The sequence below is a fragment of the Rathayibacter sp. VKM Ac-2928 genome (assembly GCF_022815545.1).
Taxonomy (GTDB): Bacteria; Actinomycetota; Actinomycetes; order Actinomycetales; family Microbacteriaceae; genus Rathayibacter; species Rathayibacter festucae.
Map to the genome: position 1 here is coordinate 334,145 of NZ_JALGRU010000003.1, position 26,509 is coordinate 360,653.

Here is a 26,509-nt window from a genome sequence, read left to right on the forward strand (position 1 = left end):
CTCAGTCTGCTGTGCCGGGCGCCGGCTCCCGCACCGTGCGCCGCTCGAGGGTCGCCGCCGCCTCCGTCGCGAGGACCGCGCCGAGCTCGGCCGAGAGCGTCGCGGGCAGGGTCGGCGGGGCGTCCCAGCGCGGACCGGCGAGCAGGATCCCGCCGCGCTCGCTCGAGCGCCAGAGGGCGTCGACGCTGCCGGTGACGAAGCGGCGGATCCGCGTGGCGGACGCGGCGTCGACCCCGTCCGCCGTCGCGAGGTCGACCAGGTGCCGGTAGGCGATGCCGCCGAAGAGCGCGCCGTCGCCCGCACCCTGGTCGACGAAGACGCCGTCGGGTGCGAGGCGCGTGAGCAGGTCGTCGGCGGTGCGGGAGGCGTGCGCGAGCAGCCGTCCATCCGGACGCAGCCGGTGCAGCGCCAGCGCCGCGCCGATGTAGACGCCGTGGTTGTAGCTGAACGCCCAGTCGTCGCGGGCCGAGCCGCCCTCGCGGCCGATGCCGTCGGCGACGAAGCCGGTGTCGTCGTCGCGCAGGCGCACGTGCAGCCAGTCGAAGGCGGCGCGGGCCAGCTCCTCGCGGCCGTCCGGGCGGAGGCGCTCCAGCCGGGCGCCGAGGATCGCGAACGGCCCGTTCGCCGGCGCGTTCTTGTAGTCGAGCTGGCGGCGGCGCCAGGCGAGGCTCGCGCCGTGCCGGAGGTTCCAGCCTCGTGCGACCGCGAAGCGCCAGAGCCGGTCCGCGCGGTCGAGCCAGCGCCCCTCCCCGGTCGCCTCGCCGAGGCGGGCCAGCGCGCCGCCGAGCCACATCATGTCGTCGAAGTAGCCGTTGACCAGCCGGCCGCCGTTGCGGAGCCGGACGGCGCGGTGGATCCGCGCGGCGCGCTCGAGGTGCGCGTTGTCTCTGGTGCGCTCGAACGCGTCGACGGCGGCGTCGATCGCGTGCGCGAGCCACCAGTAGTCGAACTCGAGATCCGCGCGCAGCGACGTCGGGTAGCTCACGTGGTAGCCGAGCACCGGCACCGCGAACAGCCGTTCGAGGCTCGACTGCGCCGCGTCCGCGCGGGCGTCGGCCCCGGACCGGTCAGGCGTAGACGTGGGGAGCGAGGATCGCGACATCGCGGAGGTTGCGGTAGCGCTCGGCGTAGTCGAGGCCGTAGCCGATGACGAAGTCGTTCGGGATGTCGAAGCCCACGTACGCGACGTCGACCTCGACCTTGGCGGCGCGGGGCTTGCGGAAGAGCGCGCAGATCTCGACGGACTCCGCGCCGCGGCTGCGCAGGTTGCCCTGCAGCCAGGAGAGCGTGAGGCCGGAGTCGATGATGTCCTCGACGATCAGCACCTTGCGGTCGGTGATGTCGGTGTCGAGGTCCTTGAGGATCCGCACCACGCCGGAGGACTTGGTGCTGCTGCCGTAGGAGGAGACGGCCATCCAGTCCATCACGATGTCGAGCTTGAGCTCGCGGGCGAGGTCCGCCATCACCATGACGGCACCGCGGAGCACCCCCACGATGAGCAGGTTCTCGCCGGCGTAGTCGCGCTCGATGGCGCGGGCCAGGTCGCGGATCCGCTCGTGGATCTCGGCCTCGGTGAAGAGGACCTCGGTGATGTCGTCGGCGATGTCGGCTGCTTCCACCCGGCCACTCTACGGGCGGCGACGCCCTGCGCCCCTCCGCGAGATGCCACTTGTGCACGCCTTCCACGGCGTGTCGCGTGCACAAGTGGCATCTCGCGGGGGGAGATCACACGGGGGCGAAGACGAGAGTTGCGGAGACCCGGGTGGCGCGGACTCCGGGGAGGTCGACGCCCTTCTGGCCGTGCCAGTCGGTGACGAGGGCGGCGACGGCGAGGGTCTGGGTGCGGGAGAGGGCGACGCCGAACTCGTTCTGCACGACGAGGCGGATGATGCGCTGGCGGAGCGCCGGCGGATCGGCGGCCAGGCCGCGGGCGTCGATCGTGACGTGGCCCTCGTCGTTCTGGCCGACGAGCTCGAGCGCCCAGTCCAGCGCCATCGCGTCGAGCGCGTCGCCGTCCTCGCGGAGCTGGTCCGCCGTGCGGGCGAGCGCCTCGGCGACTCCCGGGCCGAGCTCGTCCTCGAGCACCGGCAGCACGGAGCGGCGCACGCGGACACGGGTGTAGCGCGGGTCGTCGTTGTGCGGATCGCTCCACGGCTCGAGGCCGGCGTCGGCGCAGGCCGCCACGGTGCTCGCGCGGCGGATGCCGAGCAGAGGGCGCCGCAGCACCCCGCTCACCGCCGCCATGCCGTGCAGACTCGCCGCGCCCGCACCGCGCGCGAGTCCGAGGAGCACCGTCTCGGCCTGGTCGTCGAGGGTGTGCGCGAGGAGGACCGCCGCGGCGCCCGTCGCCTCGACCGCGTCGTCGAAGGCGCGGTACCTCGCCGTGCGCGCCGCCGCCTCCGGACCGTCTCCGTCCGGCAGCACGGACACGACCTCGCGCAGCACAGGGGCGAGGCCGAGGGCGTGCGCCTGCTCCGATGCGCGTCGCGCGACCTCCGCCGATCCGTCCTGGAGACCGTGGTCGACGATCACGGCGCCGGCCCGCCGACCGCCGCGCTCGGCCTCGAAGGCGACCGCGGCCGCGAGGGCCAGCGAGTCGGCTCCGCCGCTCAGCGCGACGAGCACCAGGGCTCCGGAATCGAGCTCGTCGAGGGTCGCGCGCACCGCGCGCCGGATGTCGGCGACGGCGGGAGTCAGGCGGGGGCGATCGGGCACATCAAGTAACGTTAGGCCAGCGATCCGGCCTGCGAGCGCGCGCGTCCGCGCGCACTCCCCCGGCCGGTCCGACCCGCCGATGCGCCGCCCGCGGCGCCACCGACTCAAGGAGCGAACATGGCCGCATACGACGTCGTCGTAGAGATCCCCAAGGGCAGCCGCAACAAGTACGAGGTCGATCACGAGACCGGTCGCGTCTACCTCGACCGCGTGCTCTTCACCTCCTTCGTCTACCCGACGGACTACGGCTACTTCGAGAACACCCTCGGCCTCGACGGCGACCCCGTCGACGCGCTGGTGCTGCTCGAGTACCCCGTCTTCCCGGGCGTTGGCGTCTCCGTCCGCCCGGTCGGCGTGCTCAACATGAGCGACGAGGCCGGCTCCGACGCCAAGGTGATCGTGGTCCCCGCGAAGGACCCGCGCTGGCAGCACATCCAGGACATCGCGGACGTCCCGGAGCAGACCAAGAACGAGATCAAGCACTTCTTCGAGCGCTACAAGGACCTCGAGCCCAACAAGTGGGTCAAGGTCGAGGCCTGGGGCGACGCGGCCGAGGCCGAGCAGATCGTCCAGGACGGCATCAAGAAGCTGGCCGAAGAGGGCCACTGACCCTCACGGGTCTTCTCACGACGGAACCCGCCCCGTCGAGTCGACCGGCTGCTGCCGGCGCCTCGAGGGGGCGGGTTCTCGTGTCTTCGGGCGGTGCTGCCCGGGCGGCGCTACGCCGTCGGGCGGCCGACCATGCCGGTCGGAGTGCCCCAGATCGAGTGCACGCGCACCGGCGAGTTGGGGTTCGGCGCCTCGATCATCTGGCCGTCACCGAGGTAGATGGCCACGTGGTAGTAGTCGCCGGGCGAGTCGGACCAGAAGAGCAGGTCGCCGCGCTGACGCTGGCTGTAGGGGACGAGCTTGCCCTCGTTCGCCATGGTGTTGTACTGGTTCGTCGCGGAGTGCGTGCCGATGTACTCGCCGGCGCTCGCGTACGACTGCTTGGTGAGACCCGAGCAGTCCCAGACGTCCGGGCCCATGCCGCCGAGCACGTAGCGCTCGCCGAGCTGCGCCATCGCGTAGGAGATCGCGGTCTCGACCTGGTCGACCTGCGGCTCCGGGTTCGCCACCGGGACCGGCGCGGGCTGCGGTGCGGCCGGCTGCGGGAGCTGGACGGCGGGCTGCTGCGCGGGGGCCGCCGGCGCAGCGGGCTGCTGCGGTGCCGGCTGCTGCTGCGGCGCCTCGGGCTGGGGGGCGACCGGCTGCTGTGCGATCGGGGCCGAGGGCTGGTTCGCGGCCGGCGCGGCCGGGCGGGAGCCGGACGAGGCGGAGCCGGACGACGAGCCCGACGAGGGCTGAGCGGCGGCCGGTGCCGCGGCGACGGGCTGGGCGGCCGCAGCGTCGGCCTCGGCCTTCGCGGCGGCTGCGGCTGCGGCGGCCTTGCGCTCCTGCTCGCCGGCGAGGAACGCGGTCTCGATCTCGACGGTGGAGTCCTTGAGCAGGGCGAGCTGCGCGATGAGCTCCTCCGACTTCGCCTCCTGCGCCGCGAGGGCACTGCGGGCGGAGGCGGCAGCGGCGTCGGCACCCGTGCGGGCCTCGTCCGCGGCGTCGGACAGCTTCTGGTGCTCGACGACGGCGACGTCGGCCTGCTCGGCGAGCGACTCCGCGGTCTGCTTGTCGGCGAGGGCGTCGGCGTAGACGCGCTGCGACTGCTCGGAGAGCTGCGACATGGCGCCGAGCTGGTAAAGCAGGTCGCCCGCGTCCTGGCCCTTCGCGACGAGGCTCATCGAGAGGTCGCCGCCGGCGGAGCGGGAGAGGTGCGCGGCGAGGAGGCCGGCCCGCATCTGCGACGTGTGCGCCGTCGACGCCGCCGCGTTCGCGCGGTCCTCGAGTTCGGTGACGGCGGCGGCCGCGGCGTCGAGCGCCTCCTGGGCCTGGCGCCAGGCCTCCGCCTTCTTCATCGCGACGAGCGAGGCGTCGTCGACCGAGGTCTGCAGCCCGCCGATCAGCGCGGTGATCGAGTCGATCTCGGCCTGCTTGCTCGCCTCGTCGGTCTTCGCGTTCTGGACGTCGTCCCACGAGGGGTACGACGGGTCGTCGGCCTGGGCCGGCACGATGCCGAGCGACGCCGTGACGGCCGTCACCGCGAAGGCGGCCGAGACCGCCAGCGGAAGACGGCCCTTCCAGGCCCGCTCACGCGGGGCGGGGGTGAAGCTGCGGGCGGTCTTCTGCGCGTCAACCAAGTGTGACTCCTCGTGCGGCCATGAAGGGCTGAGCGTCGACGGCGGTGCCGTTGACGCGGGTCTCGTAGTGCAGGTGGCAGCCGGTCGAGGCGCCGGTGGTGCCGACGGCGGCGATCTGCTGGCCCGCCTCGACCCGCTGGCCGACGCTGACGTAGATGCCGCCGGGCATGATGTGCGCGTAGCCGGTGCTGATGCCGTCGCCGTTGCTGATCTCGATCCAGTTGCCGTAGGTGCCGAACCAGCCGGCGTAGGTCACCGTTCCGCTGTGGGCGGCGAAGATCGGAATGCCGCAGCCGCCGGCGATGTCGGTGCCGCGGTGGTACGAGCTGGTCGAGCCGCCGCCGGTCGAGAGGCTGCCGCGGGGGCCGAAGGTGCCGGTGATGCGGCCCGAGGCGGGGAGCACCCAGCCGGAGTCGCTGACCGCGGTGGAGCCGCCGCCCGGGGACGGGGCGACCGGGGCGCTGTAGCCACCGCCGCCGCCGGATCCGCGGGAGGGCGCCGCTGCTGCCGCCGCCGCCGCGGCCTCTCGGGCTGCTGCAGCCTGCTGGCGGGCGAGCTCGGCCTGCGCCTGACGGGCGGCCTCCTGCTCGGCGAGGATGCGCTGGCGCTCGGCCTCGCGGGCGGCGACGCCGGCCTCGTAGTCGGCGACAGTCGTCGACTCCGTGTCGCGGAGCGCGGCCAGCTGCTGCTCGAGCACGATGCTCTGGTTCTGCTGCTCGGTGAGCGCGGCCTCCGAGGCGGCCTGCGCGGCCGTGGCCTCGGCGAGCTTCGACTCGGCGGCGACGCGGAGCTTCTCCCTCTCGGCCTGCGCGACCTTCGCCTGGTCGCCGAGCGACTCGGCGGTGTTCTTGGTGGTGCTGGCCTGCTCGTAGATGGCGTTGGAGCGCTCGACGAGCTTCGTCATGTTGCCGATGCGGCCGAGGAGGTCGTCGGCCTTGCCGCCCTCGCCGTCGAGGAAGATGTTGACCGAGAGGTCGGTGCCGGTGGTGCGGTAGAGCTGAGCGGCCAGGAGGCCCGCCTGCTGCGTCGCGGCGTCGGCCTGATCGGCACTGGCGGTGGCCTTGGCCTCGAGCTCGCTCGCCCGATCGGAGGCGTCGTCGAAGTCCTGCTGCGCCGCGAAGTACTCCTCGCCGCGCTGCTCGGCGACCTGCTGCGCCGCCGCGACCTCGCTCTGCAGGCCGTCGATCAGCGAGAGGATGCTGTCCACCTGCGCGGCCGCCGCCTGGGTGTTGCCCTTCGCCGCCTCGACGTCGGCCCAGCTGGGGTACTCGACCGCCTGGGCGGGAGTGGCGACCAGCAGACCCGCGACCAGGGCCACCGCGGCCGAGACGAGGGCGGTGCCGCGGAGACGGCCGATCCGCGGCGCGCCGGAGCGGCGTGCGGGGCGGTTTCGGCGCGAAGAGTGGATCATGGGACCTCGGTGCTGGAGACGGACTACTCCCCCGACGGCGGTGCGGCTCCGTCGCGAGGAAGTGGCGATTCCGACCCACACTAGCCAAGCCCTCCCCGTACGCCTAGGAATCGGCGTCGCCCGTCCGGGGCACAGGCGCGCATCGACGTGCGGGGGCCGACCCGCGATCGGCGCCCCTCGAGGGCCGATTTTGCATATCCGGCCGGCTGTCCCTATGCTTGCGTGTCGGTAGTCATGGTGGGTCGGCCGCAGGGTCGCCCCGGCGAGCTTCCGGCCCCATCGTTTAGTGGCCTAGGACACCGCCCTTTCACGGCGGCAGCACGGGTTCGAATCCCGTTGGGGTCACGGATGAGGGTTACCACCGCAAGAGAAGTGCACGACCGCAGAACGGCCGGAGACGGACGGGATGTGAAAATCGAACAGCCTCGAAGGCAGTATGCTTGTCTTCGCAACGAGGCCCTGTAGCGCAGCTGGTTAGCGTGCCGCCCTGTCACGGCGGAGGTCGCGGGTTCAAGTCCCGTCAGGGTCGCAGAGAGGCCCTTCCGAGAGGAAGGGCCTTTTCCAGGAGACGACTCGTTCGTCTCCTCGCGGCATCGATGTCCTCGGACATCCTCGGCTGCAACGGCTCTGTAGCTCAGTTGGTAGAGCGCACGACTGAAAATCGTGAGGTCACGGGATCGACGCCCGTCGGAGCCACGGAAACCCTCGCCTAGCTTCTACATGGCGGGGGTTTCTTCCGTTGACGGGTCGTTCCCGAGCCCCACCGGTCGGGCCGCGCCTCACTCCGCAGAAGTCGTCGTACTCGATGCAGGAGTACGACGGATCTCGCGCAGCAGAGTTCGAGAGCGGCTGCTCGGCTCGTCGGATCGGCCTCGGCTCGCGAGAACGGCTCGATCCTGCGAGCCGGACGTGGTTCTGCGAGCCCGAGGTGCGCTCCGGGCGCTCAGCTGGGCTGCGTAGCCTGGGCGGGCCATGAATCCCGCCGCCTTTCCGCCGCCCGATCCGTCGACCGTCGCTCCTGAGCAGCCTGCCGTCGCCGCCGCGCCGCCGCACGGTGGGCCCGTCTTCGCCTGGGCGCCGCCGCCCGAGCCGCAGCCGTCGGTCGACGCTCCGTACTCCTCTCTCCTCTATCTGCCGGATCCGCGGGTGCGCTGGGGACTGCCGACGGCGGCGCTGACGATCGCCGGGATCGTGCTGCCGCTCGCGCTGCTGATCGTGCTGTTCGGCTTCGGGGTGCTGCCCTACTCCCCCGGGCTCGTGTTCGCGGGGTCGTTCGCCAGCTACCTGGTCGCGCTCGTCATCCCGTTCGCGGCGTCGAGGCTCCGCGGGCTGGGGTCGCTCGCCGCGGACTACGGGCTGCGGTTCCGCTGGATCGACGTGCCGATCGGCATCGGGCTGGGGATCGGCGTGCGGATCGCGATCGTCGCCGTGCTCATCGTGTTCTCGCCGCTGCTGGGCGAGGCGGAGAGCAACCTCGAGCTCGACCCCGACCCGCTGTGGTTCGTGCTGAGCTCCGTGATGATCCCGGTGCTGGTCGCTCCGATCGTCGAGGAGATCCTCTGCCGCGGGGTCGTCATGCGGGCGGTCCGCAACCGGATGCTGCGGACGAAGGGCGACGCCGCGCCGCCGACCCGCGGACGGCGCGTCTGGGCGGCGGTGTTCAGCGTGATCGCGTCGACGCTGGTCTTCGCTCTGCTGCACGGGCACCAGATGGTGAACCCCGCGACGGTCGTCACGCTGGGGACGACGACGGTGATCGCCGGGCTGGCGCACGGTTGGATCTCCACGGTGACCGGGCGGCTCGGCGCGGCGATCGTGTCGCACGCGACGCTGAACGGGTCCGCGGTGCTGCTGCTGGTGCTGGTGACGGCGCTGGGGTAGTCCCGGGGACGGCGGATCTCGATACGCCCGCTGCGCGGGCTACTCGATCAGCATGAACGGTGCCGCGGGTCAGACGTCGAGGATGCGGAGGACCGGGTCGAGGGGGAGCTCGCCGCGGACCTGGCGGTGCAGGCGCTCCATGTCGGCGTCGAGGGCGGCCGCGGTGCGTGCGGCGTCGGACAGGCCGTCGAGCAACTGCTGCGGGACCTGGCGGTCGTACTTGTAGTAGATCTTGTGCTCGAGGCTGGCCCAGAAGTCCATCGCGATGGTGCGGAACTGGACCTCGACGCAGACGTCGACCGAGCCTCCCGAGAGGAACACCGGCACCTCGACGATCGCGTGCAGGCTCTTGTAGCCGTTCTCCTTCGGAGTGGCGATGTAGTCCTTCACCTCGAGGACGCGGACGTCGGCCTGCGAGGTGAGCATGTCGAAGACGCGGTAGACGTCCGAGACGAAGCTGCAGGTGATCCGGACGCCCGCGATGTCGGTGACGGCGGCGGCGATGCCCTCGAAGGAGGTGTCGCAGCCCTTGCGCTCGATCTTCTCGATCAGGCTGTCGGCCGACTTCAGCCGGCTCGACACGTGCTCGATCGGGTTGTACTCCCGCATCTCGCGGAACTCCTCCTGCAGGATCGTCACCTTCGTGACGATCTCGTCCATGCCGAACTTGTACTGCAGCATGAACCGCGCGAAGTCGTCGCGGAGGGCGCGGATCTCGGCGACCGTCCCGGCGTCGAGCGCCTGCGCGACCTCGTCGCTGAGCGGGGGGACGGCGGGCGCCGCGCGGTCGGGAGATCGGGGTTCCACGGGGAGTCACCCTACGCGCGGGCACCTCGGGCCCGGATGTGAAGCGCCATCGGGGTTCCGAGGAGTCGCTGCTCCGTCACGCGGGGGACGACCCGCTCGATGTCCGCTGGCTAGCGTCGGAGGATGTTCTCCGCTCTGAACGTCTTCGGCATCCTCTACATCGTCGCGGCCATCGCGGTCGTCGTGATCGTGCTCGTGCTCGCCGTGCTGCTCTGCCGGCTCGCGATCGCCGCGCGCGAGAACCAGCTGGCGACCGTGCGCCTGCGCGAGCTGCAGATCGAGCGCCTGCTCCTCGACGAGGAGTGAGCACGGCGGGCTGCGCGACGCTCGGGCGAGCGCGCCGGCCGGAAGCACCGGTCAGGGCAGCGCCGGACGCACCTCCGGGCGGGACACCTTCGGGATCAGCAGTCCGAGCACCACGGCGACCACCGCGCCGATCGCGCCGATGACGAACGTCGTCTCGAACGCCTCCGAGCTCGGCAGATCGACGGCGCCGACCGAGACGGTCAGCTGCGCCAGCACGGCCGCGGTGACCGCGGAGGAGAGCGTCGTGCCGAGCGTGCGCATCAGTGAGTTCAAACCGTTCGCCGCCGCGGTCTCGGAGGCCGGGACCGCGTGCATGATCAGGGTCGGCATCGCGGCGTAGGCGAGGCCGAGGCCGACGCCGATCAGCGCGTTGATCACGAGGATCTGCCAGACCTCCGCGCCGAACGGGAGGATCAGCAGGTAGGACACGGCGATCAGTGCGGCTCCCGACACCAGCACCAGGCGCGGTCCGGACTGCGCCGAGAGCCGGGCGGCGAGCGGCGAGGTCGCCATCATCGCCAGGCCCGAGGGCGCCAAGACCAGGCTCGCCACGATCAGGCTGAGGCCGAAGCCGACGCCCGACGCGGCCGGCAGCTCGAGGCGCTGCGGCAGGGTGATCTGCGCGCCGAAGAAGGCGAAGCCGACGGCCACCGAGGCGAGGTTGGTGAACAGCACCGCGGGGCGGGCGGCGACCCGGAGGTCGACGAGCGGGCTCTCCTGGCGCAGCTCGTACCAGCCCCAGATCAGCAGGACCGCGACGCCGCCGAGGCCGGAGCCGAGGATGCCGGGGCTCGTCCAGCCCGCGTCGTTGCCGCGGGAGACGGCGATCAGGATGCCGCTGAGTCCGATCGCGAGGCCGATCGTGCCGACGACGTCGAAGCGGCCGGGCGAGCGCAGGGTCGAGACCGGGATGACGAGGAGCACGAGGACGATGTCGAGGACGCCGAGTCCGGCGGACATCCAGAACAGCACGTGCCAGTCGAGGTTCTCGGCGACCAGGGCGCTGAGCGGCAGGCCGAGCGCGCCGCCGATGCCGAGCGTGGCGCTGACGAGGGCGATCGCGCCGGGCAGGCGGTCGCGGTGCAGGGTGTCGCGGAGGATCGAGATGCCGAGCGGGATGACGCCCATCACCGCTCCCTGGAGGGCGCGGCCGACCACGAGCGTCCAGACGTCGTCCGCGAAGGCGCAGACGATCGAGCCGAGCACGAGGACGACGAGCGCGGCGAGGGCCATCCGGCGCTTGCCGTAGAGGTCGCCGAGACGCCCGGAGACCGGGGTGAGGATGCAGGCGCTGAGCAGGGTCGCGGTGATCACCCAGGCGGTCTCGCTCCGGTCGGCGCCGAGCAGGGTGGGCAGCTCCGACTGGATCGGGACGACCAGCGTCTGCATGAACGACGCGCTCATCCCCGCGAAGGCGAGGACGGCGGTGATCAGGCGGGGGCTGGGCGAGCGGGTGAGCGAGCGTCTGTCGGAGTCGGGCACTGCGGTCCTTCGTGTCGGCGGCGTGCAGGAGCGGGACGCCGGAGGTCCGGCGTCCTGCAGGGCGGGTCGTATTGCTCAGCTTTGCATCGCCGGGCCTCTGAGCCGAACCGACCGATGCTCGGAAACCTTCCCGATCGCTCTACCGGGCTGCCGCGGGCGGGACGAGGATGGGCGCATGATCGAGATCGAGAGCTGGATCGCCGGCTACGAGAAGGCCTGGGCGACGGACGACCCCGCGGATGTGGCGGCGCTCTTCACCGAGGGCGCGGAGTACTTCACGGCGCCGTACGCGGAGGCGATCACCCCGCGGGAGGCGATCGTGGAGTGGTGGGTCGCGGAGAGCGAGCCGGACGACCCGACGTTCGCGTGGGGGCTCGTCGCGCTGACGGAGACCACGGCGGTGGTGGAGGCGCGGACCATCTACCCGTCGGACCGCACGTACCTGAACCTGTGGGTGATCCGCTTCGCGGAGGACGGGCGGGCGTGCTCCTTCACGGAGTGGTACATGGAAGAGCCGAGCGACTCGGTGAGCTGAGGCGGGTGGGGGGGTCTCGATACGCCGCTGCCCGGCTGCTCGACCAGCATGAGCTGCTTGCTGATCGAGTAGGGCGCGGAGCGACCGTATCGAGATCCACCGTGTCTGGGACGGCTGGTCTCGATACGCCCCTTCGGGGCTGCTCGACCAGCATGAACGCGGGGCCGCTCCGGGGTGGGGTCAGAGGGCGGAGCCCGCGACGGCGAAGGTGTCGCAGGCGGTGGCGTCGGCGTCGAAGCCGGCCTGGAACCAGCGCTGGCGCTGCTCGGCGGAGCCGTGGGTCCAGCCCTCGGGGTCGACGGTGCCGGTCGCCTGCTCCTGGATGCGGTCGTCGCCGACGGCCGCGGCGGCGCTCAGGGCGTCGCGGTACTGCTCCTGCGTCACGGGCTTGAGATAGGGGGTCCCGGTCTCGTCGGGCACGGTCGAGGCGTCGCCGACCCAGGCGCCGGCGTAGCAGTCGGCCTGCAGCTCGAGGCGCACGGAGTCGGAGTCCGGGCCGGTGCCGCTGCGGTCGGCCGACTCCATCGCGCCGGTCAGGCTCTGGATGTGGTGGCCCCACTCGTGGGCCAGGATGTACATCTGCGCGAGCGAGCCGCCCGAGGTGTCGAAACGGGTGCGCAGCTCGTCGAAGAAGTCGGTGTCGAGGTAGATCGTCTGGTCCGGCGGGCAGTAGAACGGGCCCACCGCGGCAGTGGCGTTGCCGCAGCCGGTGCTGGTCTGGTCCTCGAAGACGATCACTCCGCCGGTCGTCGTGTAGGTCGCCCCGACGGAGCCCGCCGCGCCGGCCCAGTAGCGGTCGAGCGACTCCGCCGCGCCCTCGAGCCGGCAGTCGACCTCGGCGTTGGCATCGGCGCCGCTTTCGCAGGCGACGGCCGTGCTGGTGATCTGCTCCGGCGAGGATCCGCCGCCACCGCCGACGAGACCGCCGAGCCCGGACAGGTCGACGCCGAGCAGCTGCGAGAGCAGGGCGAGGACGACGACGCCCACGGCGCCTCCGCCGACCGCGATGCCGGTGGTGCGACCGCGCCGGCGGACCTTGCCGCCGCTGAGCTGGGAGTCGTCGTTGAAGGTCATGCGGTCAAACTAGCGCCGACCGAGGACACGCTGCCCGGGGTTGCGGACGGCCCCCGCGGCTCGGCCGGATCAGCCCCAGCGCGACTCGCTGGCGTCGCGGATGATGTCGAGCAGCGCCTCGCGCAGCGGACCGTGATCGAGGGTCCCGGGCAGCATGTCGACCTCGAGCCGGTGCGCGCGCTGCCAGGCCTCGCGGCCCTTGTCCGTCAGCGACACCAGCTGCCGACGGCGGTCGGCGGAGTCGCTCACGCGGGAGACGTGCCCCTCGCGCTCGAGGCGCTCGATCGTGCGCGACATGGTCTGCACCTCGACGTGCGCGGAGGCGGCGAGCTCCTTCTGCGCGGCCGGCCCGGCCTGCAGCAGGTGCAGCACGACCAGCCCCGCGTGGGTGAGGCCGATCTCGGCGAGCGCGCCGTGCCAGGCGTGCTCGACCATCCGGGACGCCGTGGCGAGGAGGCGGCCGGTGGGCCAGCCGTCCATCCCCTTGTCGTCGTCCGCGCGCATCCGCCCAGGCTAGTCCGCCCCGCCGGCCGGGCGGGACGGAGCCGCTGATCGGCTCAGGAGGCGAAGCGGTCGGTCGCCTCGATGAGGGCGTCGAGGATGCCCGGCTCGTCGAACGCGTGGCCGGCGTCCGGGATCAGGTGGAAGTCCGCCTCGGGCCAGGCCCGGTGCAGGTCCCACGCGGTGAACGCGGGCGTGCACATGTCGTAGCGGCCCTGGACGATGACGGCCGGGATGCCGCGGAGCGCGCCGACGTCGCGGATCAGCTGCCCCTCCTCGAGCCAGCCCTTGTGCACGAAGTAGTGGTTCTCGATCCGCGCGAAGGCCAGGGCGAAGGCGGGGTCGGACCACGCCTCGATCATCTCCGGCTTCTGCAGGAGCGTGATGGTCGAGGACTCCCAGGTGGTCCAGGCGACGCCGGCGGGGCCGTGCACGGCCGGGTCGGCGTCGTGCAGCAGCCGGTAGTAGGCCTCGATCAGGCTGCCGCTCGTGCCCGCCGGGATCACCGAGGTGTAGCCCTCCCAGAGGTCCGGGTAGACCGCGGCGGCGCCGCCCTCGTAGAACCACTCGAGCTCGGCCCGGCGGAGGGTGAAGATCCCGCGGAGGACGATCTCGGTGACGCGCTCGGGGTGCGACTCGGCGTAGGCGAGGGCCAGCGTGGAGCCCCAGGAGCCGCCGAAGACCTGCCAGCGCTCGATGTCGAGGTGCTCGCGGAGCTTCTCGAGATCGGAGACCAGGTACCAGGTGGTGTTGGTCGAGAGGTCGGCGTCCGGCTCGCTCGCGTGCGGGATGGAGCGGCCGCACATCCGCTGGTCGAGGAGCACGATCCGGTACTTCTCCGGGTCGAACAGGCGGCGGTGGGTGGCCGAGGCGCCGGCGCCCGGTCCGCCGTGCAGGAAGACGACGGGCTTGCCCTCGGGGTTGCCCGAGGCCTCCCAGTAGATCTCGTGGCCGTCGCCGACGTCGAGCATCCCGGTGTGGAAGGGCTCGATCTCGGGGTACAGAGTGCGCATGGGCCGCACACTACTGACGATCAGGGTCGGGGGAGGCGATTTCACGCGGCCCGGCCCCGGATGCGCCCGGGGGTTGCGCATCCGGGGCGGCGTCAGGCCTGTTCGAGGACCGCCTCGGCGCGCTCGGCGTCGCCCTCGGCCAGGCCGCGATCGATCGCGCGGCGGGAGGCGAGCCAGAGCACGGCTCCGGCGACGAGGACGAGCACCTCGGTGGCGGTCAGCGCCCAGATGATGCCGCCGAGACCGAACCAGAGGTTCCCGAGCAGCACGACCGGGACGAAGAGGACGCCCTGGGTGAGCGACATGGTGGTCGCCGCGAGAGCGCGGCCGGTGGCCTGGAACAGCGAGGTGAGCAGCCCCGCGAAGCCGTTCGCGATCATCGCCACGAGCTGCGCCGCGAGCACCACGGCGCCGAGGGTCAGCACGGCGGGGTCGTCGGCGAAGACCGCGAGCACCGGCTCGTGCAGCAGCCAGAGAGCGGCGGCCGCGAGCACGGTGATCGTCCCGACCGCGACGGCGGCCCCGCGGACCGCCGCGCGAAGGCGCTCGCGGTCGCCCTTGCCGTAGGAGTAGGCGAGCAGCGGCAGCACGCCGAGGGTGATGCCCATCACCAGGAACTCGGGGACCTGGGCGATGCGGACCGCGACACCCATGGCCGCGAGCGGTCCGTCGCCGTAGGCCGCGGCGAGGTTGTTGAGCACGAGCGCGGTCACGATCAGGAAGCCCGACTGCAGCAGCTCGCCGGCGCCGACGCCGAAGACGGGCTTCAGCACGCTCGCGCGCAAGGTGAACCAGCGCGGCGAGAGGTCGATGTGCTCGCTCCGGCGCTGGAGCCAGAGGGCGAAGTAGCCGACGACGAGCAGGTTGGCGAGGCCCACGGCGAGCGCCGCCCCGGCGACGCCGAGGTGCAGCACCAGGATGAAGAGGACGTCGAGGAGGAGGTTCGCGACGGTCGAGAGGAGCAGGCCGATCATGACCTGGCGGGCCGCGCCCTCCGCCCGCACCAGCTGCTCGAGGCAGAAGGAGGCGGCGAGCACGGGCACGAAGGCGAGGGTGACCGCGGTGAAGGCGCCGGTCGCGGCCGCCGTGGTCGGGTCGGCGCCGAGGAGCGCGACCAGCGGGCCGAGCAGGAGCAGGCCGAGGCCGCCGAGGACCGCGCCGGTCAGGATCGAGCCCCAGAGCGCGAAGGAGGCGACGTGCTTGATCTCGCCGGCCTGCGCGGGGTCGCGCTCGGAGGCGCCGAGCAGGCGCGAGATGAGCGCGCTGCCGCCGACCCCGAAGACTCCGCCGACGGCCATCACCAGCCCGAGCAGCGGGGAGCCGAGGGTGATCGCGGCGAGCAGGGTCGCGTCGTGCAGCGAGCCGACGACGCCGGCGTTGATGACGCTGTAGACGGCGGAGACGATCATCGCGGCGGCCATCGGCACGCAGAGGTGCACGAGCGCGCGGACGATCGGGGCGGAGGAGAGGTACCAGCGGTTTGAGCCGGGGGCGGCGGGGGGCGGGGTGGGGGTGTCGATGGCGGCGTTGGGGGTGTCGGTGCTGGGGGTGCTGTTGCAGGACATGGGCGGGCTTCTTCCGGGCAGGGTCGAGCGCGCGCCGAGGGTCGCCGGCACGGCGCGAGGAGGGAGGGCGCGCCGAGGAGGGCGCGGTCGGGGCACCACGGAGGGCGCGGTGAGGAGGCGCGCGAGGGAGCGGCGCGCGCGGAGGGGCGGAACGGGAGGCGGGGGCGGAGCGCCCGGACGCCTAGCGGGTGGGGGGCGGGAGGACCGCGGTGATCTTGGTCAGGAGCGCCTGCAGGGTGGCGCGCTCCTCGGGGTCGAGGGGTGCGAGGAGGGTCTCGTCGGCGGCGAGCATGGCCTCCTCGAACCCGGCGATGAGCTCGGCGCCCGCGGGAGTCGCGTAGACCCGCTTGCGGCGGTCGTCGCCTCCCTCGGTGCGCCGCTCGACGAGACCGCGGCGCTCGAGCCCCTGCAGGAGGCTCGTGACGCTCGCGGGGCTCGTGCGGCTGACCTCGGCGATCTCGCGCTGGATGACGCCGGGCGTCTGCGCGAGGTAGCCGAGGACGAAGGCCTGCTCGTGGCTGAGCTCGCGGGCGCGGATCCAGTCCTCGCCGGCCTTGCGCTGCGCCCACGCGAGCCAGCGGACGAGCTCGAGTCCGGAGGTGGGGCGGTCGCGGGGTTCGTGCATGCTCAGAAGACTAATGGTTAGAGGTCTAACGGTCAAGGATCGAAGGGGTGGGGTCTCGGTACGCCGCGTGCCGCGGCTGCTCGACCAGCATGCACGGGAGCGCGGCGGCGAGGGAGAGCGACAGCAGGCACGGGCGCGGGAGGGAGAGCGCGGCGACAGCCGCTCCTTGTGCGGGTCGAGGAGCGCAGCGCGTCTCTGGACCCCGCTTCCGATGCGGTGCGCAGGCGGCCGGACTAGCGTCGGCCGCATGAGCATGCAGCGCACCCCCGTCACCGTCGCCGTCACGGGAGCGGGAGGCGCGATCGGCTACGCGCTCCTGTTCCGCATCGCCTCCGGGCAGCTCCTCGGGCCCGACGTCCCGGTCCGGCTGAGCCTCCTCGAGATCCCCGCCGGCCTGCGCTCCGCGGCCGGCACCGCGCTCGAGCTGCAGGACGGCGCATTCCCGCTGCTGCGCGGCATCGAGGTCACCGACGACCCGGCCGCCGCGTTCGACGGCGCGAGCGTCGCCCTGCTCGTCGGCGCCCGCCCGCGCTCGGCAGGCATGGAGCGCGCCGACCTCCTCGCGGCGAACGCCGGCATCTTCGGTCCGCAGGGGGCCGCGCTCAACGGGCACGCCGCCGACGACATCCGCGTGCTCGTGGTCGGCAACCCGGCCAACACCAACGCCTGGATCGCCCGCGCGAGCGCCCCGGACATCCCGGCCGGGCGCTTCACCGCGATGACCCGCCTCGACCACAACCGCGCCGTCGCGCAGCTCGCCGCGAAGCTCGATGCTCCGGTCGACGCGATCTCCGGCGTCACGATCTGGGGCAACCACTCCGCCTCGCAGTACCCGGACGTCAGCCACGCGGTCGTCGACGGCCGGCCCGTCACAGACCTCCTCGACACCGCCTGGCTGCACGAGGAGTTCGAGCCGCGGGTCGCCAAGCGCGGCGCCGAGATCATCGAGGTGCGCGGTGCCTCCTCCGCCGCCTCGGCCGCGTCCGCCGCGATCGACCACGTGCACGACTGGGTCACCGGCACCGAGTGGACCTCCGCGGCGGTCGAGTCGGACGGATCCTACGGTGTGGAGGAGGGCCTGATCTCCTCGTTCCCCGTCCGCTCCGTCGACGGCGAGTGGCGCATCATCCCGGGCCTGGAGATCGACGCTCACTCGCGCGCAAAGATCGACGAGTCCGTCCTCGAGCTCCGCGCCGAGCGCGACGCCGCCCTGGCCTTCCTGGGGCGCTGACGCAGGCCGCGAGATGCCACTTGTGCACGCTTCTCACGGCGTGTCGCGTGCACAAGTGGCATCTCGCGGAGGGGGTCAGCGCTTGGGGGACTTTTCGGGGGTGGGGAGGGTGCCGTCCGCGCGGGCGGCCTCGTACCAGGCGTGCGCCTCCTCCTGGCGGGTCGCCTCGGCGCCGCTCGCGATCGACGCGCGGATGTGCTCGGGGCGGTAGCCGAACGCGGCGACCAGATCGCCGGCGTGCGGGCGCAGGCGCGCGAGCAGGCGGTCGATGTAGGAGGTCACCGCGAGCGCCCGCTGCGACGAGAGCCGGCCGTGCAGCAGGTACCAGGCGAGGTGCTTCTCGATCAGCTCGAGGCCGAAGAGGTCGCGGAGCCAGGTCAGCACCGTGCGCGTCCCGTCGTCCTCGATCGTGGCGAGCGCCTCGGTGAACGCCTCCCACTGCAGAAGCTCGGCGTGCGCGCGGGCGGCCTCGATCAGCTCGCTCTGGTGCGCGTTGAAGAGGCGGGCGGCCTCGTCGGCGGGCAGCTTCGACGCCGAGCGCAGGTGGGACGCGACTCCCGAGACCATGCTCTCGACGCGGTCCGTGAGCAGCTCGCGCTGCTCGTCGCGGAGCTGGCCGACGGAGCGGGCGGTCGAGCCGCGGTCGGCGACGACCTGCGCGAGCCGCCGCAGTCCGGAGTTGTTGACCGTCGCTCCGGCGACCTGGCCGACCGCGTAGCGGGCCAGCTCCCCCGGCTGCGCGTTCTTGAAGCGGCGGCCGACGTCGGTCAGCAGTCGCTTGGCGACGAGCTGCAGCAGCACGGTGTTGTCGCCCTCGAACGTCGCGTAGACGTCGAGGTCGGCGCGGAGCTGGGTGAGCCGGTTCTCGGCGAGGAAGCCGGCGCCGCCGCAGGCCTCGCGCGCCTCCTGCAGGGTGTCGAGGGCGTGCCAGGTGGACAGCGCCTTGAGACCCGCGGCGAGCGTCTCGAGGTCCTGCCGCGACTCGTCGGTGTCGTTCCTGCCGGAGAAGACGTCGTCGAAGGCGCGCAGCAGCCTGTCGTGCGCGAAGCCCGCCGCGTAGGTCGTCGCCAGGCGCGGCAGCAGTCGGCGCTGGTGCCGCTGGTAGTCGAGCAGCACCTCCTCGCGGTCGCCGCCGCCGGTGAACTGGCGGCGCTGGTCGCCGTAGGTGATCGCGATCGTCAGCGCGATCTTCGACGCGGCGACCGAGGCGCCGTCGAGCGAGACGCGGCCCTGCACGAGCGTGCCGAGCATGGTGAAGAAGCGACGCCCCGGGCTCGCGATCGGCGAGGAGTAGCTGCCGTCGGCCGCGACGTCGCCGTAGCGGTTGAGCAGGTTCTCGCGCGGCACGCGGACGTGGTCGAAGTGCAGGCGGCCGTTGTCGATGCCGTTCAGCCCGCCCTTGAGGCCGTCGTCCTCGCCGCCGACGCCGGGGAGGAACGCGCCCCCCTCGTCGCGGATCGGCACGTAGAACGCGTGCACACCGTGGTTCACGCCGCGGGTGACGAGCTGCGCGAAGACGACGGCGGCCCGGCCGTCGACGGCGGCGTTGCCGAGGTAGTCCTTCCATGCGGCGCGGAACGGGGTGGTCAGGACGAAGTCGCCGGCCTCCTCGTCGAAGGTCGCCGAGGTCGCGATCGAGGCGACGTCGGAGCCGTGCCCGGTCTCGGTCATCGCGAAGGCGCCGGGGATCTCGAGGCTCATGATGCCCGGCAGCCACTTCTCGTGGTGCGGCTGCGTGCCGAGGTGCAGGACGGCGGCGCCGAAGAGCCCCCACTGCACGCCCGACTTGATCTGCAGCGACGGGTCGGCGGTGACCAGCTCCTCGAAGCCGGCGATGTTGCCGCCGTGATCGGCGTCGCCGCCGAGCGCGACCGGGAAGGCGCGGTGCACGCCGCCCTCCGCCGCGAGGATGCTCATCTGCTGCGTGACCCGGGCGCGGTGCTCGGCCATCGGCAGGCCGTCGGTCCGGTGCAGCTCGGGGCGGGAGGTGAGGGCGCGGGTGGCGAGGCGCTGCTCGCGCCAGTCGCCGAGCAGCAGCTCGCCGAGGGCCGCGATGTCGACGCCGGGGGCGCCGTCCTCGTCGAGCCGGGCGTCGACCTCGCTGCCGAGCACGTCGACGGGCGGCGGCGGGGTGATCGGGCCGGAGCGGGAGCGGCGGACCCGGGAGCGCGATCCGGCGCGGTCGGCGGCGTCGGCGGCGGAGTGGGGGCGGGGCGCTGTGGTGCTCATGAGGAGGATCCCTTCGACCGTCTTCGGCTCGGACCGCTCGCGATCGGCCGGAGCGGAGGATCGAGCGGTCGATCCCGTCGCTGCAGTGCGTCGGGAGGCGGTGCTCCTGCACGGTAGGTCGGGTCGGCGGATCGCGGAAACGTTCCGTCGCGCGGCCACAAAGGGCGGCGGGAGCGGGCGGGGGCGGGTTGTCGGAACCGGCCAGCGGAGCGGGACGCGGATGCGCCGGTGGTGGGGCTCGGGTCTGCGGAGCCTCAGTGCCTGGGCGGGTGGGTCTCGATACGCCCCTGCGGGGCTACTCGACCAGCATGGAAGCGGGTGGGTCTCGATACGCCGCCTGCGGCGGCTACTCGACCAGCATGAGTCGGATCCGACCCTTGTCGATCGGCAGGCTCACGAGGGACGTGCTCCGCTCGTCTCCACCGCTGCCCTGGGGTGGCGGGAGGGGCGTGGCTAGGCTCGGGGCATGAGCGAGCCGCAGCTGCCTCCGCCCCCGCCGCCCCGTCGCGAGAGCCGGCCGGACTGGCGGCCGCCCACCTCGATGGAGTCGGTGCAGGCGCTGGAGTCGGCGCGGCCCTCGGGGCCCGGTACACCGTGGACTGCGGCCCGGCAGCGGCGCCCGGTGCGGGTCTGGGACCTCGTGCTGACGATGGTGCTGATCCTGTGCGCGCTCGGGGCGACGCTGCTGCTGTCCTACTTCGGTCTGTTCTTCGCGATGGCGAGCGACGCCTGCGGGGGCTCGAACGACTGCGATGGCGACCTGATCGGCTGGGGCGTGCTCGTCGCGGCCGGCGGGGTGTGGGTGCCGTTCCTCGCGGCTGTCGCAGTCTCCATCGTGCTGCTGGTGCGGCGGCGGATCGCGTTCTGGGTGCCGATCGCGGGGCTCGCGCTGTCGTTCGGCTGCACCGTGCTCGGCGGCTGGATGGCGACGGTCGGCTCGGGGTCCTGAGCGGCGCAGCTCGGCCCTACAGCCGATCAGGCGCCACCGCGGGGAGGCCCCGCGGAGTCGGCGTCGACGCGGGGTCGGCGCCGCGAGGTCAGCCCGTTCACGAGATCAGCGTCGCCTCGGGCTCAGCGCCGCGGCGGGCTCAGTAGGTGTCCCAGCCGGGGTCCTCGTCGGGCTCCTCCGGCGGGACCCAGTCGTCCTCCGGCGGGGCCGAGGACACGGGCGGGCCGGACCGCTCGCCGCCGAAGGACGGGCGGGCGCCGGACGACCGGCCGGCCGTCGACCGCGCTGCGGGCTGACGCCTCGCGGGGGCCGCCTCCTGGTTCTCGTCGGGCTCGGCGATCACGGGAGTCTCGCCGGCGACGACGGCGAGCACCGCCGCGCCGTAGGTGATCAGCTTCTTCTGGCCGACGCCGCCGATGACGCTGAGGGCGTCGATGGTGGTCGGCTCGACCGTGGCGATCTCGCGGAGGGTCGCGTCGTTGAAGACGACGTAGGCCGGGACCGACTGCGCGCGGGCCTGAGCGACGCGCCACTCCCGGAGCCGCTCGAACAGGGGCTGCGCCTCGGCCGAGAGGTCGGACACGGTGGAGCGGCCGGAGCGCGACGAGCCGCTCGAGCGCGCGGGGCGCTCGGGCTCCTGCCGCAGCTCGACCTTGCGCTCGCCGCTCAGCACGGACGACGACTCGGGGGTCAGCACGAGCGTGCCGAAGCCGTCGTCGTTCACGCCGAGCAGGCTCTGCGCGAGGAGCTGGCGGGCGACTCCGCGCCACTGGGTGTCGCTGAGGTCGGCGCCGATCCCCCAGGTCGCGATCGAGTCGTGCTTGTGCTGGGTCGTCCGCGGGGTGGTCTTGCCGCGCAGGATGTCGATGATGTGGCCGGCGCCGAACTGCTGGTTGCGCTCGCGCTTGAGCCGCACCACCGTCGAGAGGAACTTCTGCGCGGCGACCGTGCCGTCCCACGAGGCCGGCGGCTCGAGGCAGGTGTCGCAGTTGCCGCAGGGGGTGCTCTCCTGGCCGAAGTAGGCGAGGAGGTTCATCCGGCGGCACTGCACCGTCTCGGAGAGGGCGAGCATCGCGTCGAGGTGCGCGGACATCCGCCGCCGGTGCGCGAGGTCGCCCGGGGACTCGTCGATCATCCGGCGCTGCTGGACGACGTCCTGCAGGCCGTAGGCGAGCCAGGCGGTGGAGGGCAGGCCGTCGCGGCCGGCGCGACCCGTCTCCTGGTAGTAGCCCTCGACCGACTTCGGCAGGTCGATGTGCGCCACGAAGCGGACGTCGGGCTTGTCGATGCCCATGCCGAAGGCGATGGTGGCGCAGACGATGACGCCCTCCTCGCGGAGGAAGCGCGACTGCGCGGCGGCCCGGACGCGGGCGTCGAGACCCGCGTGGTACGCGACCGCGTCGAAGCCGGCCGCGCGCAGGGCCTCGGCCGTCGCCTCGACGCTCTTGCGGGAGAGCGCGTAGACGATGCCCGCGTCGTCGGCGTGCTCGCGCTTGAGGAAGTCGATCAGCTGCTTGCGCGGCTCGACCTTGTTGACGATCCGGTACTGGATGTTGGGGCGGTCGAAGCTGGAGATGAAGTGGCGGGCCGCGCCGAGGTGCAGGCGGGTGGTGATCTCGCGGTGGGTCGCCTCGGTGGCGGTCGCGGTGAGGGCGATGCGCGGGACGTCGGGCCAGCGCTCGGCCAGCTCGCCGAGGGCGAGGTAGTCGGGGCGGAAGTCGTGGCCCCACTGGCTCACGCAGTGCGCCTCGTCGATCGCGAACAGGGCGATGCGTCCGCGGGCGAGGAACTGCTTGGTGCCCTCGTTGCCGAGGCGCTCGGGGGCGACGTAGAGGAGGTCGAGCTCGCCGTCGAGGTAGGCGCGCTCGACGCGCTGGCGCTCGCCCATGTCCTGGGTGGAGTTGAGGAACTCGGCGCGGACGCCGTTCGCGCGCAGGGCGTCGACCTGGTCCTGCATCAGGGCGATCAGCGGCGAGACGACGACGCCGGTGCCGGGCCGGACGATCGACGGGATCTGGTAGCAGAGCGACTTGCCGCCGCCCGTGGGCATCAGCACGACCGCGTCGCCGCCGCCGATGACCTGCTCGACGATGGCCTGCTGCTCGCCGCGGAACGAGCCGTAGCCGAAGACCCGCTCGAGGATCTCCTGGGCCGCGGCGGAGGAGCCGGCCGGGGCGTCCGCGGTGGGGCGCTCGGCGGTCGAGAGGGCGGTCGCGGTCGGCTCAGTCACCCGTGGAACTCTACCCGCCGCCTCCGACGCGGCCCCGGGCGAACGGCGTTCTGGGGAGGGTCGCGGCAGGTGCGGGGCTGGGGAGGAGGGACGGGCGCGGCGGAGTGGCGGGCGCCGGGGTGCCTCCGGCTCGCGGAACGGCCTCGGGCACGCGGGAATCGGTCGATCCCGCGAGCCGGAGGTGGAATCACGAGCCGGAGATGGGCGATACGCGGCTTCGGCACGCGGAAGCATCTTCGGCACGCAAGAACCGCCCGACTCCACGAGCCGGGGGTGTAATCACGAGCCGGAGGTCGATGGGAGCGGGCGGGCCAGAAGCCGGCGGGCGGGGCGCGGGGCGGCGGGGTCGGCGAGGGGCCGGCGGGGTCAGAGGTCGGTGATGGTCTTGGTGTCGCCGTCCCAGAAGCGGATGCTCGCGAGGCCGACGGTGAAGGGCTCGCCGAGGAGGGGGACGGCCCGGCCGAGCTGCTCGGCGCGGAGGCGGCGGGACACGCTGATGTGCGGTGTCCAGGACTCGGGCAGCGAGGTGGGCACGGCGCCGGGCATCAGCTCGGTCGCGCGGGCGTGCAGGGCGTCGAAGGCGGGCGAGCGGACGGCTCCCCAGGCCAGCACGAATCGGCCGGCGTGCGGGAACAGCAGCACGGCGCCGAGCTCGACGGTCGCCGGGAGCGCGCCGAGCGCGCCGGGCGGCGGCGGTGTCAGCTCGGGGCCGGCGAGGAGGGTGAGGTGCGGGCGGTTGCTGGCGGACGTGTGCAGCGCGAGGCTCGGGATGCCGGCCGCCTCGAGCGCCTCCCACTGGCCGCGGATCCGCGCCTCCGACTCCGGGTCGAGGAGGACTTCGAGGCTGCGCATGCCCCCATCCTGCCGCGCCGGCCGTCCCGCTCTCGGCCGCTCGCCCGGTCCACGCCCGCGCGCCCGCGCGACCCTCCAGAAGTTGCGGTGGTCGACGGCGACTACCGCAACTACTGCGTTGTCGACGGGTCGCGGCGTACGGGGAGGCTCGCGAGCGCCCAGGAGTTGCGGTAGTCGGGCGCGACTACCGCAACTTTTGGAGAGTGGGGAGAGGGGTGGCCGGGGGCGGGGTGGGTCAGCCGATGGTCACCAGGGCGGAGAGGAGCTCCGGGGCGCGGCGGTCGAGGATGCGGCCGCCGACGCGGATGCCGATCAGGGCGAGCACGGCGCCGAGGACCACGGCGGCGGCGAGCGCGCCGAGGCCGAAGCCGAGGCTGCCGCCGACCAGCGAGATCGTGCCGAGGATCAGCGAGGGCAGGGAGAGCACCACGGTGGCGCCCATGCTGCCGAGCATCACGACGCTCGAGATCATCCCGGAGCCGGGCGGGGTCTTCAGCGGGCTGTCGCCGGGGGCCGGCACGGGGTAGACGACCAGCGCGGACGCCACGCTCGAGACGCCGAAGCCGCTGAGCACCAACGCGAGCGACATGCCGAGGACGGCGGGGATCGACTCCGGCCGACCCGCGTAGAGGCAGGTGCCGACGGTGACGATCAGCACGGCCGGCACGCCGATGAGGCCGGCGGCGATGACGCGGCCGGCGCGGTCGGCCGAGCCGGCGACTCCGGAGCTGACGTGCGCGGCCCAGGCGGTGCCGTCGTAGGAGACGTCGGCGCAGAGGGTCACGCCGAAGATCAGCGCGATGAAGAGGGAGGAGAGGACGACCAGCATCGAGCCGCCGCCCTGCAGCGCGCTGTAGAAGACGGCCAGCACGACGACCGCGGGGATCACCAGCAGTCCGCGGCTGTAGCGCGGGTCGCGCCACCAGTAGCCGAGGGCCCGCGCGGCGATCGCGCCGGTCGGGGTGCCGGGGAAGCGGCCGAGGAGACCGATGCCCTGCGCGCCCGAGGCGACCTGCGAGGAGGACGCGGCCGGCTCGGCCAGCGCGTGCCGCAGCGCCCGGGCCCAGAGCCAGACCACGGCGGCGAGCGTGGCGACGCCGATCGCGAAGCGGCCGACGGCGACCGCCCACTCCCCCGCGACGATCGCGCCGGGGACGCCCCAGATCGCGCCGAGCGGCGACCAGCCGAGGGCCGAGGCGACGACGGGGAGCATGTCGAGGCCGTCGCTGATCACGGTGGTGAGTCCGATGAACAGCGGTCCGAGCAGGATCACGACGACCAGGACGACGCCGCCGATCACCTCGCGGTAGCGGCGGCTCGAGCCGAGGCCGGTGGTCAAGGCGCCGATGAGGCGCGAGGCGACCACGCAGGTGGCGACGCCGATGACCGCCGAGACGAGGCCGGGCAGGATGCCGACGGGGTTGCTCCACCAGGCCGCCGCGGCGGCGAGCGCGCCCAGCGAGGTGACGATCCCGGGGAAGCCCGCGAGGCCCGCGGCGGCGAGGCCGAGCATCAGCGTCCGGAGCGGGATCGGGAAGGTCGCCAGGGTCGGCAGGTCCAGGCTCTGGTCCGAGCCGGAGACGAAGATCGGACCGAGGACCCAGCCCAGCAGCAGCGCGGAGCCGCCGAGGATCAGGGCGACGTTCGCGAACGCCGGGTCGGAGGCGCCGAGCGCGATCAGCCCGACGACCACCAGGCCGAGCACGCCGACCGCGTAGAGCCCGCCGAAGATCACGCCGATCAGCTGCCAGACGTTGCGGGTGAGCGTGTTGCGCAGCAGCAGCAGGCGCAGCCTCAGGAGATGCGCAACCATGCCGGGCCCTCCTGGTGGGTGCGGCCGCCGACGAGGTCGACGAAGCGCTCCTCGAGGCTGGAGCCGGCGCGGACCTCCTCCAGCGTTCCGGCGGCGAGGACCCGGCCGTCGGCGATGACGGCGACGCGGTCGCACATCCGCTCGACGAGGTCCATGGAGTGGCTGGAGACGATGACGGTGCCGCCGGAGGCGACGTAGCCGGTGAGGATGTCGCGGATGTTCGCGGCGGAGACCGGGTCGACGGACTCGAAGGGCTCGTCGAGCACCAGCAGCCGCGGGGCGCGGACCAGGGCGCAGGCGAGCGCGATCTTCTTGGTCATGCCGGCGGAGTAGTCGACGACGAGGGTGCGGTCGGCGGGGTCGAGGCCGAGCAGGGCGAGCAGGTCGTCGGCGCGCTCGAGGACGGTCGGGCGGTCGATGCCGCAGAGCAGGCCGTAGTAGGTGATCAGCTGCAGGCCGGTGAGGCGGTCGAAGAGCTTGACGCCGTCGGCGAGCACGCCGATCAGCCGCTTGGCCTCGAGGGTGTCCCGCCAGACGTCGACGTCGTGGATGGTGACGGTGCCCGCGTCGGGGCGGAGCAGGGCGGTCGCCATCGAGAGGGTGGTCGTCTTGCCGGCGCCGTTGGGGCCGACGAGGCCGAAGAAGGAGCCGGCCGGCACATCGAGGTCGATGCCGGCGACGGCCTCCTTGTCGCCGAAGCGCTTGCGGAGGCCGCGGATGCGGAGGGCGATCTCGTCCTGGCGGCCGGTGGCGTCCGGGGCGGCCCAGGCGGGGGCGGGGGTGGCGGTGGCCGGGGTCGCGGTGCTCGGGCTCGCGACGGCCGCGGTCGCGTCGTGCCGATCGACGCCGTCCTGCGGGGAGTCGGTCGCGTGCTGCGGGGTGCCGGTCGGCGTCGTGCCGTTCGTCCCGTCCATGGGAGTCCCTTCGGTGCATGTGTCCTCGGGGCCGCGGTGGGCGGCCGCTCCTCCACGGTAGCGAGGGGCGGGCCGCGCGGCATCAGTCGCGGGGAGGAGGGGGCGGGGCCGCGCGGAGGAGGGGCGGAGGGGGGCGTGTCTAGGC

Annotated in this window: 23 protein-coding genes and 3 tRNA genes; 9 read left to right on the forward strand and 17 right to left on the reverse strand. The window is 73.1% G+C overall.

Going from position 1 to position 26,509, the window contains the following annotated elements; translation table 11 throughout:
* Position 1: 1 nt before the first annotated feature.
* The 3 genes from MT350_RS13055 to tilS all read right to left on the reverse strand — a co-directional run bounded on the left by MT350_RS13055 (position 2) and on the right by tilS (position 2,715).
* Positions 2-1,102 (reverse strand): glycoside hydrolase family 76 protein, encoded by a 1,101-nt coding sequence (locus MT350_RS13055; protein WP_243598138.1) that lies wholly within the window; start codon positions 1,100-1,102, stop codon positions 2-4.
* A complete protein-coding gene (gene hpt / locus MT350_RS13060) occupies positions 1,068-1,619 on the reverse strand; it encodes a hypoxanthine phosphoribosyltransferase (protein WP_123446809.1) in 552 nt (183 codons plus the stop codon). The genes MT350_RS13055 and hpt overlap by 35 nt, the downstream gene beginning before the upstream one ends.
* Before the next feature lie 106 nt (positions 1,620-1,725).
* Positions 1,726-2,715, reverse strand: coding sequence for a tRNA lysidine(34) synthetase TilS (tilS, locus tag MT350_RS13065; RefSeq protein WP_243598137.1), 990 nt, complete (start codon positions 2,713-2,715; stop codon positions 1,726-1,728).
* Between the two features lie 117 nt (positions 2,716-2,832).
* On the opposite strand from tilS, the gene ppa reads away from it, so the two are divergent.
* The gene (gene ppa / locus MT350_RS13070) at positions 2,833-3,324 is read left to right on the forward strand and encodes an inorganic diphosphatase (protein WP_160090870.1); all 492 of its coding nucleotides are present in this window, start codon (positions 2,833-2,835) and stop codon (positions 3,322-3,324) included.
* Between the two features lie 110 nt (positions 3,325-3,434).
* Here the strand turns inward: ppa and MT350_RS13075 are convergent, their stop codons facing one another.
* Positions 3,435-4,946, reverse strand: coding sequence for an NlpC/P60 family protein (locus MT350_RS13075; RefSeq protein WP_243598136.1), 1,512 nt, complete (start codon positions 4,944-4,946; stop codon positions 3,435-3,437).
* A complete protein-coding gene (locus MT350_RS13080; protein ID WP_243598135.1) occupies positions 4,939-6,357 on the reverse strand; it encodes a M23 family metallopeptidase in 1,419 nt (472 codons plus the stop codon). Before MT350_RS13080 ends, MT350_RS13075 begins: the two co-directional genes overlap by 8 nt.
* A gap of 272 nt (positions 6,358-6,629) precedes the next feature.
* On the opposite strand from MT350_RS13080, the gene MT350_RS13085 reads away from it, so the two are divergent.
* The 4 genes from MT350_RS13085 to MT350_RS13100 all read left to right on the forward strand — a co-directional run bounded on the left by MT350_RS13085 (position 6,630) and on the right by MT350_RS13100 (position 8,238).
* Positions 6,630-6,702: transfer RNA gene (locus tag MT350_RS13085), tRNA-Glu, on the forward strand.
* A 110-nt stretch (positions 6,703-6,812) separates the two neighbouring features.
* Positions 6,813-6,886 (forward strand) — tRNA-Asp (locus MT350_RS13090).
* Positions 6,887-6,980: 94 nt separating this feature from the next.
* A tRNA-Phe gene (locus MT350_RS13095) sits at positions 6,981-7,053 on the forward strand.
* A 276-nt stretch (positions 7,054-7,329) separates the two neighbouring features.
* A complete protein-coding gene (locus tag MT350_RS13100; RefSeq protein WP_243598134.1) occupies positions 7,330-8,238 on the forward strand; it encodes a CPBP family intramembrane glutamic endopeptidase in 909 nt (302 codons plus the stop codon).
* A gap of 69 nt (positions 8,239-8,307) precedes the next feature.
* On the opposite strand, the gene MT350_RS13105 is transcribed toward MT350_RS13100, so the two are convergent.
* A complete protein-coding gene (locus tag MT350_RS13105) occupies positions 8,308-8,919 on the reverse strand; it encodes a GTP pyrophosphokinase family protein (RefSeq protein WP_123732880.1) in 612 nt (203 codons plus the stop codon).
* A gap of 249 nt (positions 8,920-9,168) precedes the next feature.
* Between MT350_RS13105 and MT350_RS13110 the strand changes: the two genes are divergently transcribed.
* Positions 9,169-9,351 (forward strand): hypothetical protein, encoded by a 183-nt coding sequence (locus MT350_RS13110; protein WP_123446814.1) that lies wholly within the window; start codon positions 9,169-9,171, stop codon positions 9,349-9,351.
* Between the two features lie 51 nt (positions 9,352-9,402).
* On the opposite strand, the gene MT350_RS13115 is transcribed toward MT350_RS13110, so the two are convergent.
* Positions 9,403-10,833: an MFS transporter gene (locus MT350_RS13115; protein WP_243581140.1), complete on the reverse strand. Its 1,431-nt coding sequence runs from the start codon at positions 10,831-10,833 to the stop codon at positions 9,403-9,405.
* A 175-nt stretch (positions 10,834-11,008) separates the two neighbouring features.
* Between MT350_RS13115 and MT350_RS13120 the strand changes: the two genes are divergently transcribed.
* Positions 11,009-11,368, forward strand: coding sequence for a nuclear transport factor 2 family protein (locus tag MT350_RS13120; RefSeq protein ID WP_123446815.1), 360 nt, complete (start codon positions 11,009-11,011; stop codon positions 11,366-11,368).
* A 180-nt stretch (positions 11,369-11,548) separates the two neighbouring features.
* Here the strand turns inward: MT350_RS13120 and MT350_RS13125 are convergent, their stop codons facing one another.
* From MT350_RS13125 to MT350_RS13145, 5 genes are all read right to left on the reverse strand, one after another.
* The gene (locus MT350_RS13125) at positions 11,549-12,442 is read right to left on the reverse strand and encodes a neutral zinc metallopeptidase (protein ID WP_243616073.1); all 894 of its coding nucleotides are present in this window, start codon (positions 12,440-12,442) and stop codon (positions 11,549-11,551) included.
* Positions 12,443-12,511: 69 nt separating this feature from the next.
* Positions 12,512-12,946, reverse strand: a complete 435-nt coding sequence (locus MT350_RS13130; protein WP_123732676.1) for a MarR family winged helix-turn-helix transcriptional regulator — start codon at positions 12,944-12,946, stop codon at positions 12,512-12,514.
* A gap of 53 nt (positions 12,947-12,999) precedes the next feature.
* Complete coding sequence (gene pip / locus MT350_RS13135) at positions 13,000-13,956, reverse strand: prolyl aminopeptidase (protein WP_243598133.1); 957 nt, start codon at positions 13,954-13,956, stop codon at positions 13,000-13,002.
* Positions 13,957-14,048: 92 nt separating this feature from the next.
* Positions 14,049-15,521, reverse strand: coding sequence for an MATE family efflux transporter (locus MT350_RS13140; protein WP_243598132.1), 1,473 nt, complete (start codon positions 15,519-15,521; stop codon positions 14,049-14,051).
* 181 nt (positions 15,522-15,702) lie between these two features.
* Positions 15,703-16,146 (reverse strand): MarR family winged helix-turn-helix transcriptional regulator, encoded by a 444-nt coding sequence (locus tag MT350_RS13145; RefSeq protein WP_243598131.1) that lies wholly within the window; start codon positions 16,144-16,146, stop codon positions 15,703-15,705.
* Positions 16,147-16,399: 253 nt separating this feature from the next.
* Here MT350_RS13145 and MT350_RS13150 point away from each other — a divergent pair, with 253 nt between their 5' ends.
* Positions 16,400-17,377, forward strand: coding sequence for a malate dehydrogenase (locus MT350_RS13150; RefSeq protein ID WP_308197299.1), 978 nt, complete (start codon positions 16,400-16,402; stop codon positions 17,375-17,377).
* 75 nt (positions 17,378-17,452) lie between these two features.
* On the opposite strand, the gene MT350_RS13155 is transcribed toward MT350_RS13150, so the two are convergent.
* On the reverse strand, positions 17,453-19,606 hold the full coding sequence (locus tag MT350_RS13155) for an acyl-CoA dehydrogenase (protein ID WP_243598129.1): 2,154 nt from the start codon (positions 19,604-19,606) through the stop codon (positions 17,453-17,455).
* A 466-nt stretch (positions 19,607-20,072) separates the two neighbouring features.
* On the opposite strand from MT350_RS13155, the gene MT350_RS13160 reads away from it, so the two are divergent.
* On the forward strand, positions 20,073-20,555 hold the full coding sequence (locus MT350_RS13160; protein ID WP_243598128.1) for a DUF6264 family protein: 483 nt from the start codon (positions 20,073-20,075) through the stop codon (positions 20,553-20,555).
* A gap of 139 nt (positions 20,556-20,694) precedes the next feature.
* On the opposite strand, the gene recQ is transcribed toward MT350_RS13160, so the two are convergent.
* The 4 genes from recQ to MT350_RS13180 form a co-directional block, all read right to left on the reverse strand.
* Positions 20,695-22,785, reverse strand: a complete 2,091-nt coding sequence (gene recQ / locus MT350_RS13165; RefSeq protein ID WP_374204625.1) for a DNA helicase RecQ — start codon at positions 22,783-22,785, stop codon at positions 20,695-20,697.
* Between the two features lie 366 nt (positions 22,786-23,151).
* Entirely contained in the window at positions 23,152-23,637 is a 486-nt protein-coding gene (locus MT350_RS13170) for a 2'-5' RNA ligase family protein (protein WP_243598127.1), read from the reverse strand.
* 235 nt (positions 23,638-23,872) lie between these two features.
* Positions 23,873-25,450: a transporter gene (locus tag MT350_RS13175; protein WP_243598126.1), complete on the reverse strand. Its 1,578-nt coding sequence runs from the start codon at positions 25,448-25,450 to the stop codon at positions 23,873-23,875.
* A complete protein-coding gene (locus MT350_RS13180) occupies positions 25,432-26,364 on the reverse strand; it encodes an ABC transporter ATP-binding protein (protein WP_243598125.1) in 933 nt (310 codons plus the stop codon). Before MT350_RS13180 ends, MT350_RS13175 begins: the two co-directional genes overlap by 19 nt.
* Positions 26,365-26,509 lie beyond the last annotated feature (145 nt).

Bases quoted from the DNA above. Each gene is read 5' to 3' on its own strand.
- MT350_RS13140 (WP_243598132.1), bottom strand. From the start codon at position 15,521: ATGTCCTGCAACAGCACCCCCAGCACCGACACCCCCAACGCCGCCATC.
- MT350_RS13130 (WP_123732676.1), bottom strand. From the start codon at position 12,946: ATGCGCGCGGACGACGACAAGGGGATGGACGGCTGGCCCACCGGCCGC.
- MT350_RS13105 (WP_123732880.1), bottom strand. From the start codon at position 8,919: ATGCTGCAGTACAAGTTCGGCATGGACGAGATCGTCACGAAGGTGACG.
- pip (WP_243598133.1), bottom strand. From the start codon at position 13,956: ATGCGCACTCTGTACCCCGAGATCGAGCCCTTCCACACCGGGATGCTC.
- MT350_RS13120 (WP_123446815.1), top strand. From the start codon at position 11,009: ATGATCGAGATCGAGAGCTGGATCGCCGGCTACGAGAAGGCCTGGGCG.
- MT350_RS13160 (WP_243598128.1), top strand. From the start codon at position 20,073: ATGAGCGAGCCGCAGCTGCCTCCGCCCCCGCCGCCCCGTCGCGAGAGC.
- MT350_RS13080 (WP_243598135.1), bottom strand. From the start codon at position 6,357: ATGATCCACTCTTCGCGCCGAAACCGCCCCGCACGCCGCTCCGGCGCG.
- MT350_RS13145 (WP_243598131.1), bottom strand. From the start codon at position 16,146: ATGCACGAACCCCGCGACCGCCCCACCTCCGGACTCGAGCTCGTCCGC.
- MT350_RS13110 (WP_123446814.1), top strand. From the start codon at position 9,169: ATGTTCTCCGCTCTGAACGTCTTCGGCATCCTCTACATCGTCGCGGCC.
- MT350_RS13155 (WP_243598129.1), bottom strand. From the start codon at position 19,606: ATGAGCACCACAGCGCCCCGCCCCCACTCCGCCGCCGACGCCGCCGAC.
- MT350_RS13180 (WP_243598125.1), bottom strand. From the start codon at position 26,364: ATGGACGGGACGAACGGCACGACGCCGACCGGCACCCCGCAGCACGCG.
- MT350_RS13170 (WP_243598127.1), bottom strand. From the start codon at position 23,637: ATGCGCAGCCTCGAAGTCCTCCTCGACCCGGAGTCGGAGGCGCGGATC.
- MT350_RS13100 (WP_243598134.1), top strand. From the start codon at position 7,330: ATGAATCCCGCCGCCTTTCCGCCGCCCGATCCGTCGACCGTCGCTCCT.
- MT350_RS13150 (WP_308197299.1), top strand. From the start codon at position 16,400: ATGCAGCGCACCCCCGTCACCGTCGCCGTCACGGGAGCGGGAGGCGCG.
- MT350_RS13175 (WP_243598126.1), bottom strand. From the start codon at position 25,450: ATGGTTGCGCATCTCCTGAGGCTGCGCCTGCTGCTGCTGCGCAACACG.
- MT350_RS13125 (WP_243616073.1), bottom strand. From the start codon at position 12,442: ATGACCTTCAACGACGACTCCCAGCTCAGCGGCGGCAAGGTCCGCCGG.
- MT350_RS13055 (WP_243598138.1), bottom strand. From the start codon at position 1,102: ATGTCGCGATCCTCGCTCCCCACGTCTACGCCTGACCGGTCCGGGGCC.
- ppa (WP_160090870.1), top strand. From the start codon at position 2,833: ATGGCCGCATACGACGTCGTCGTAGAGATCCCCAAGGGCAGCCGCAAC.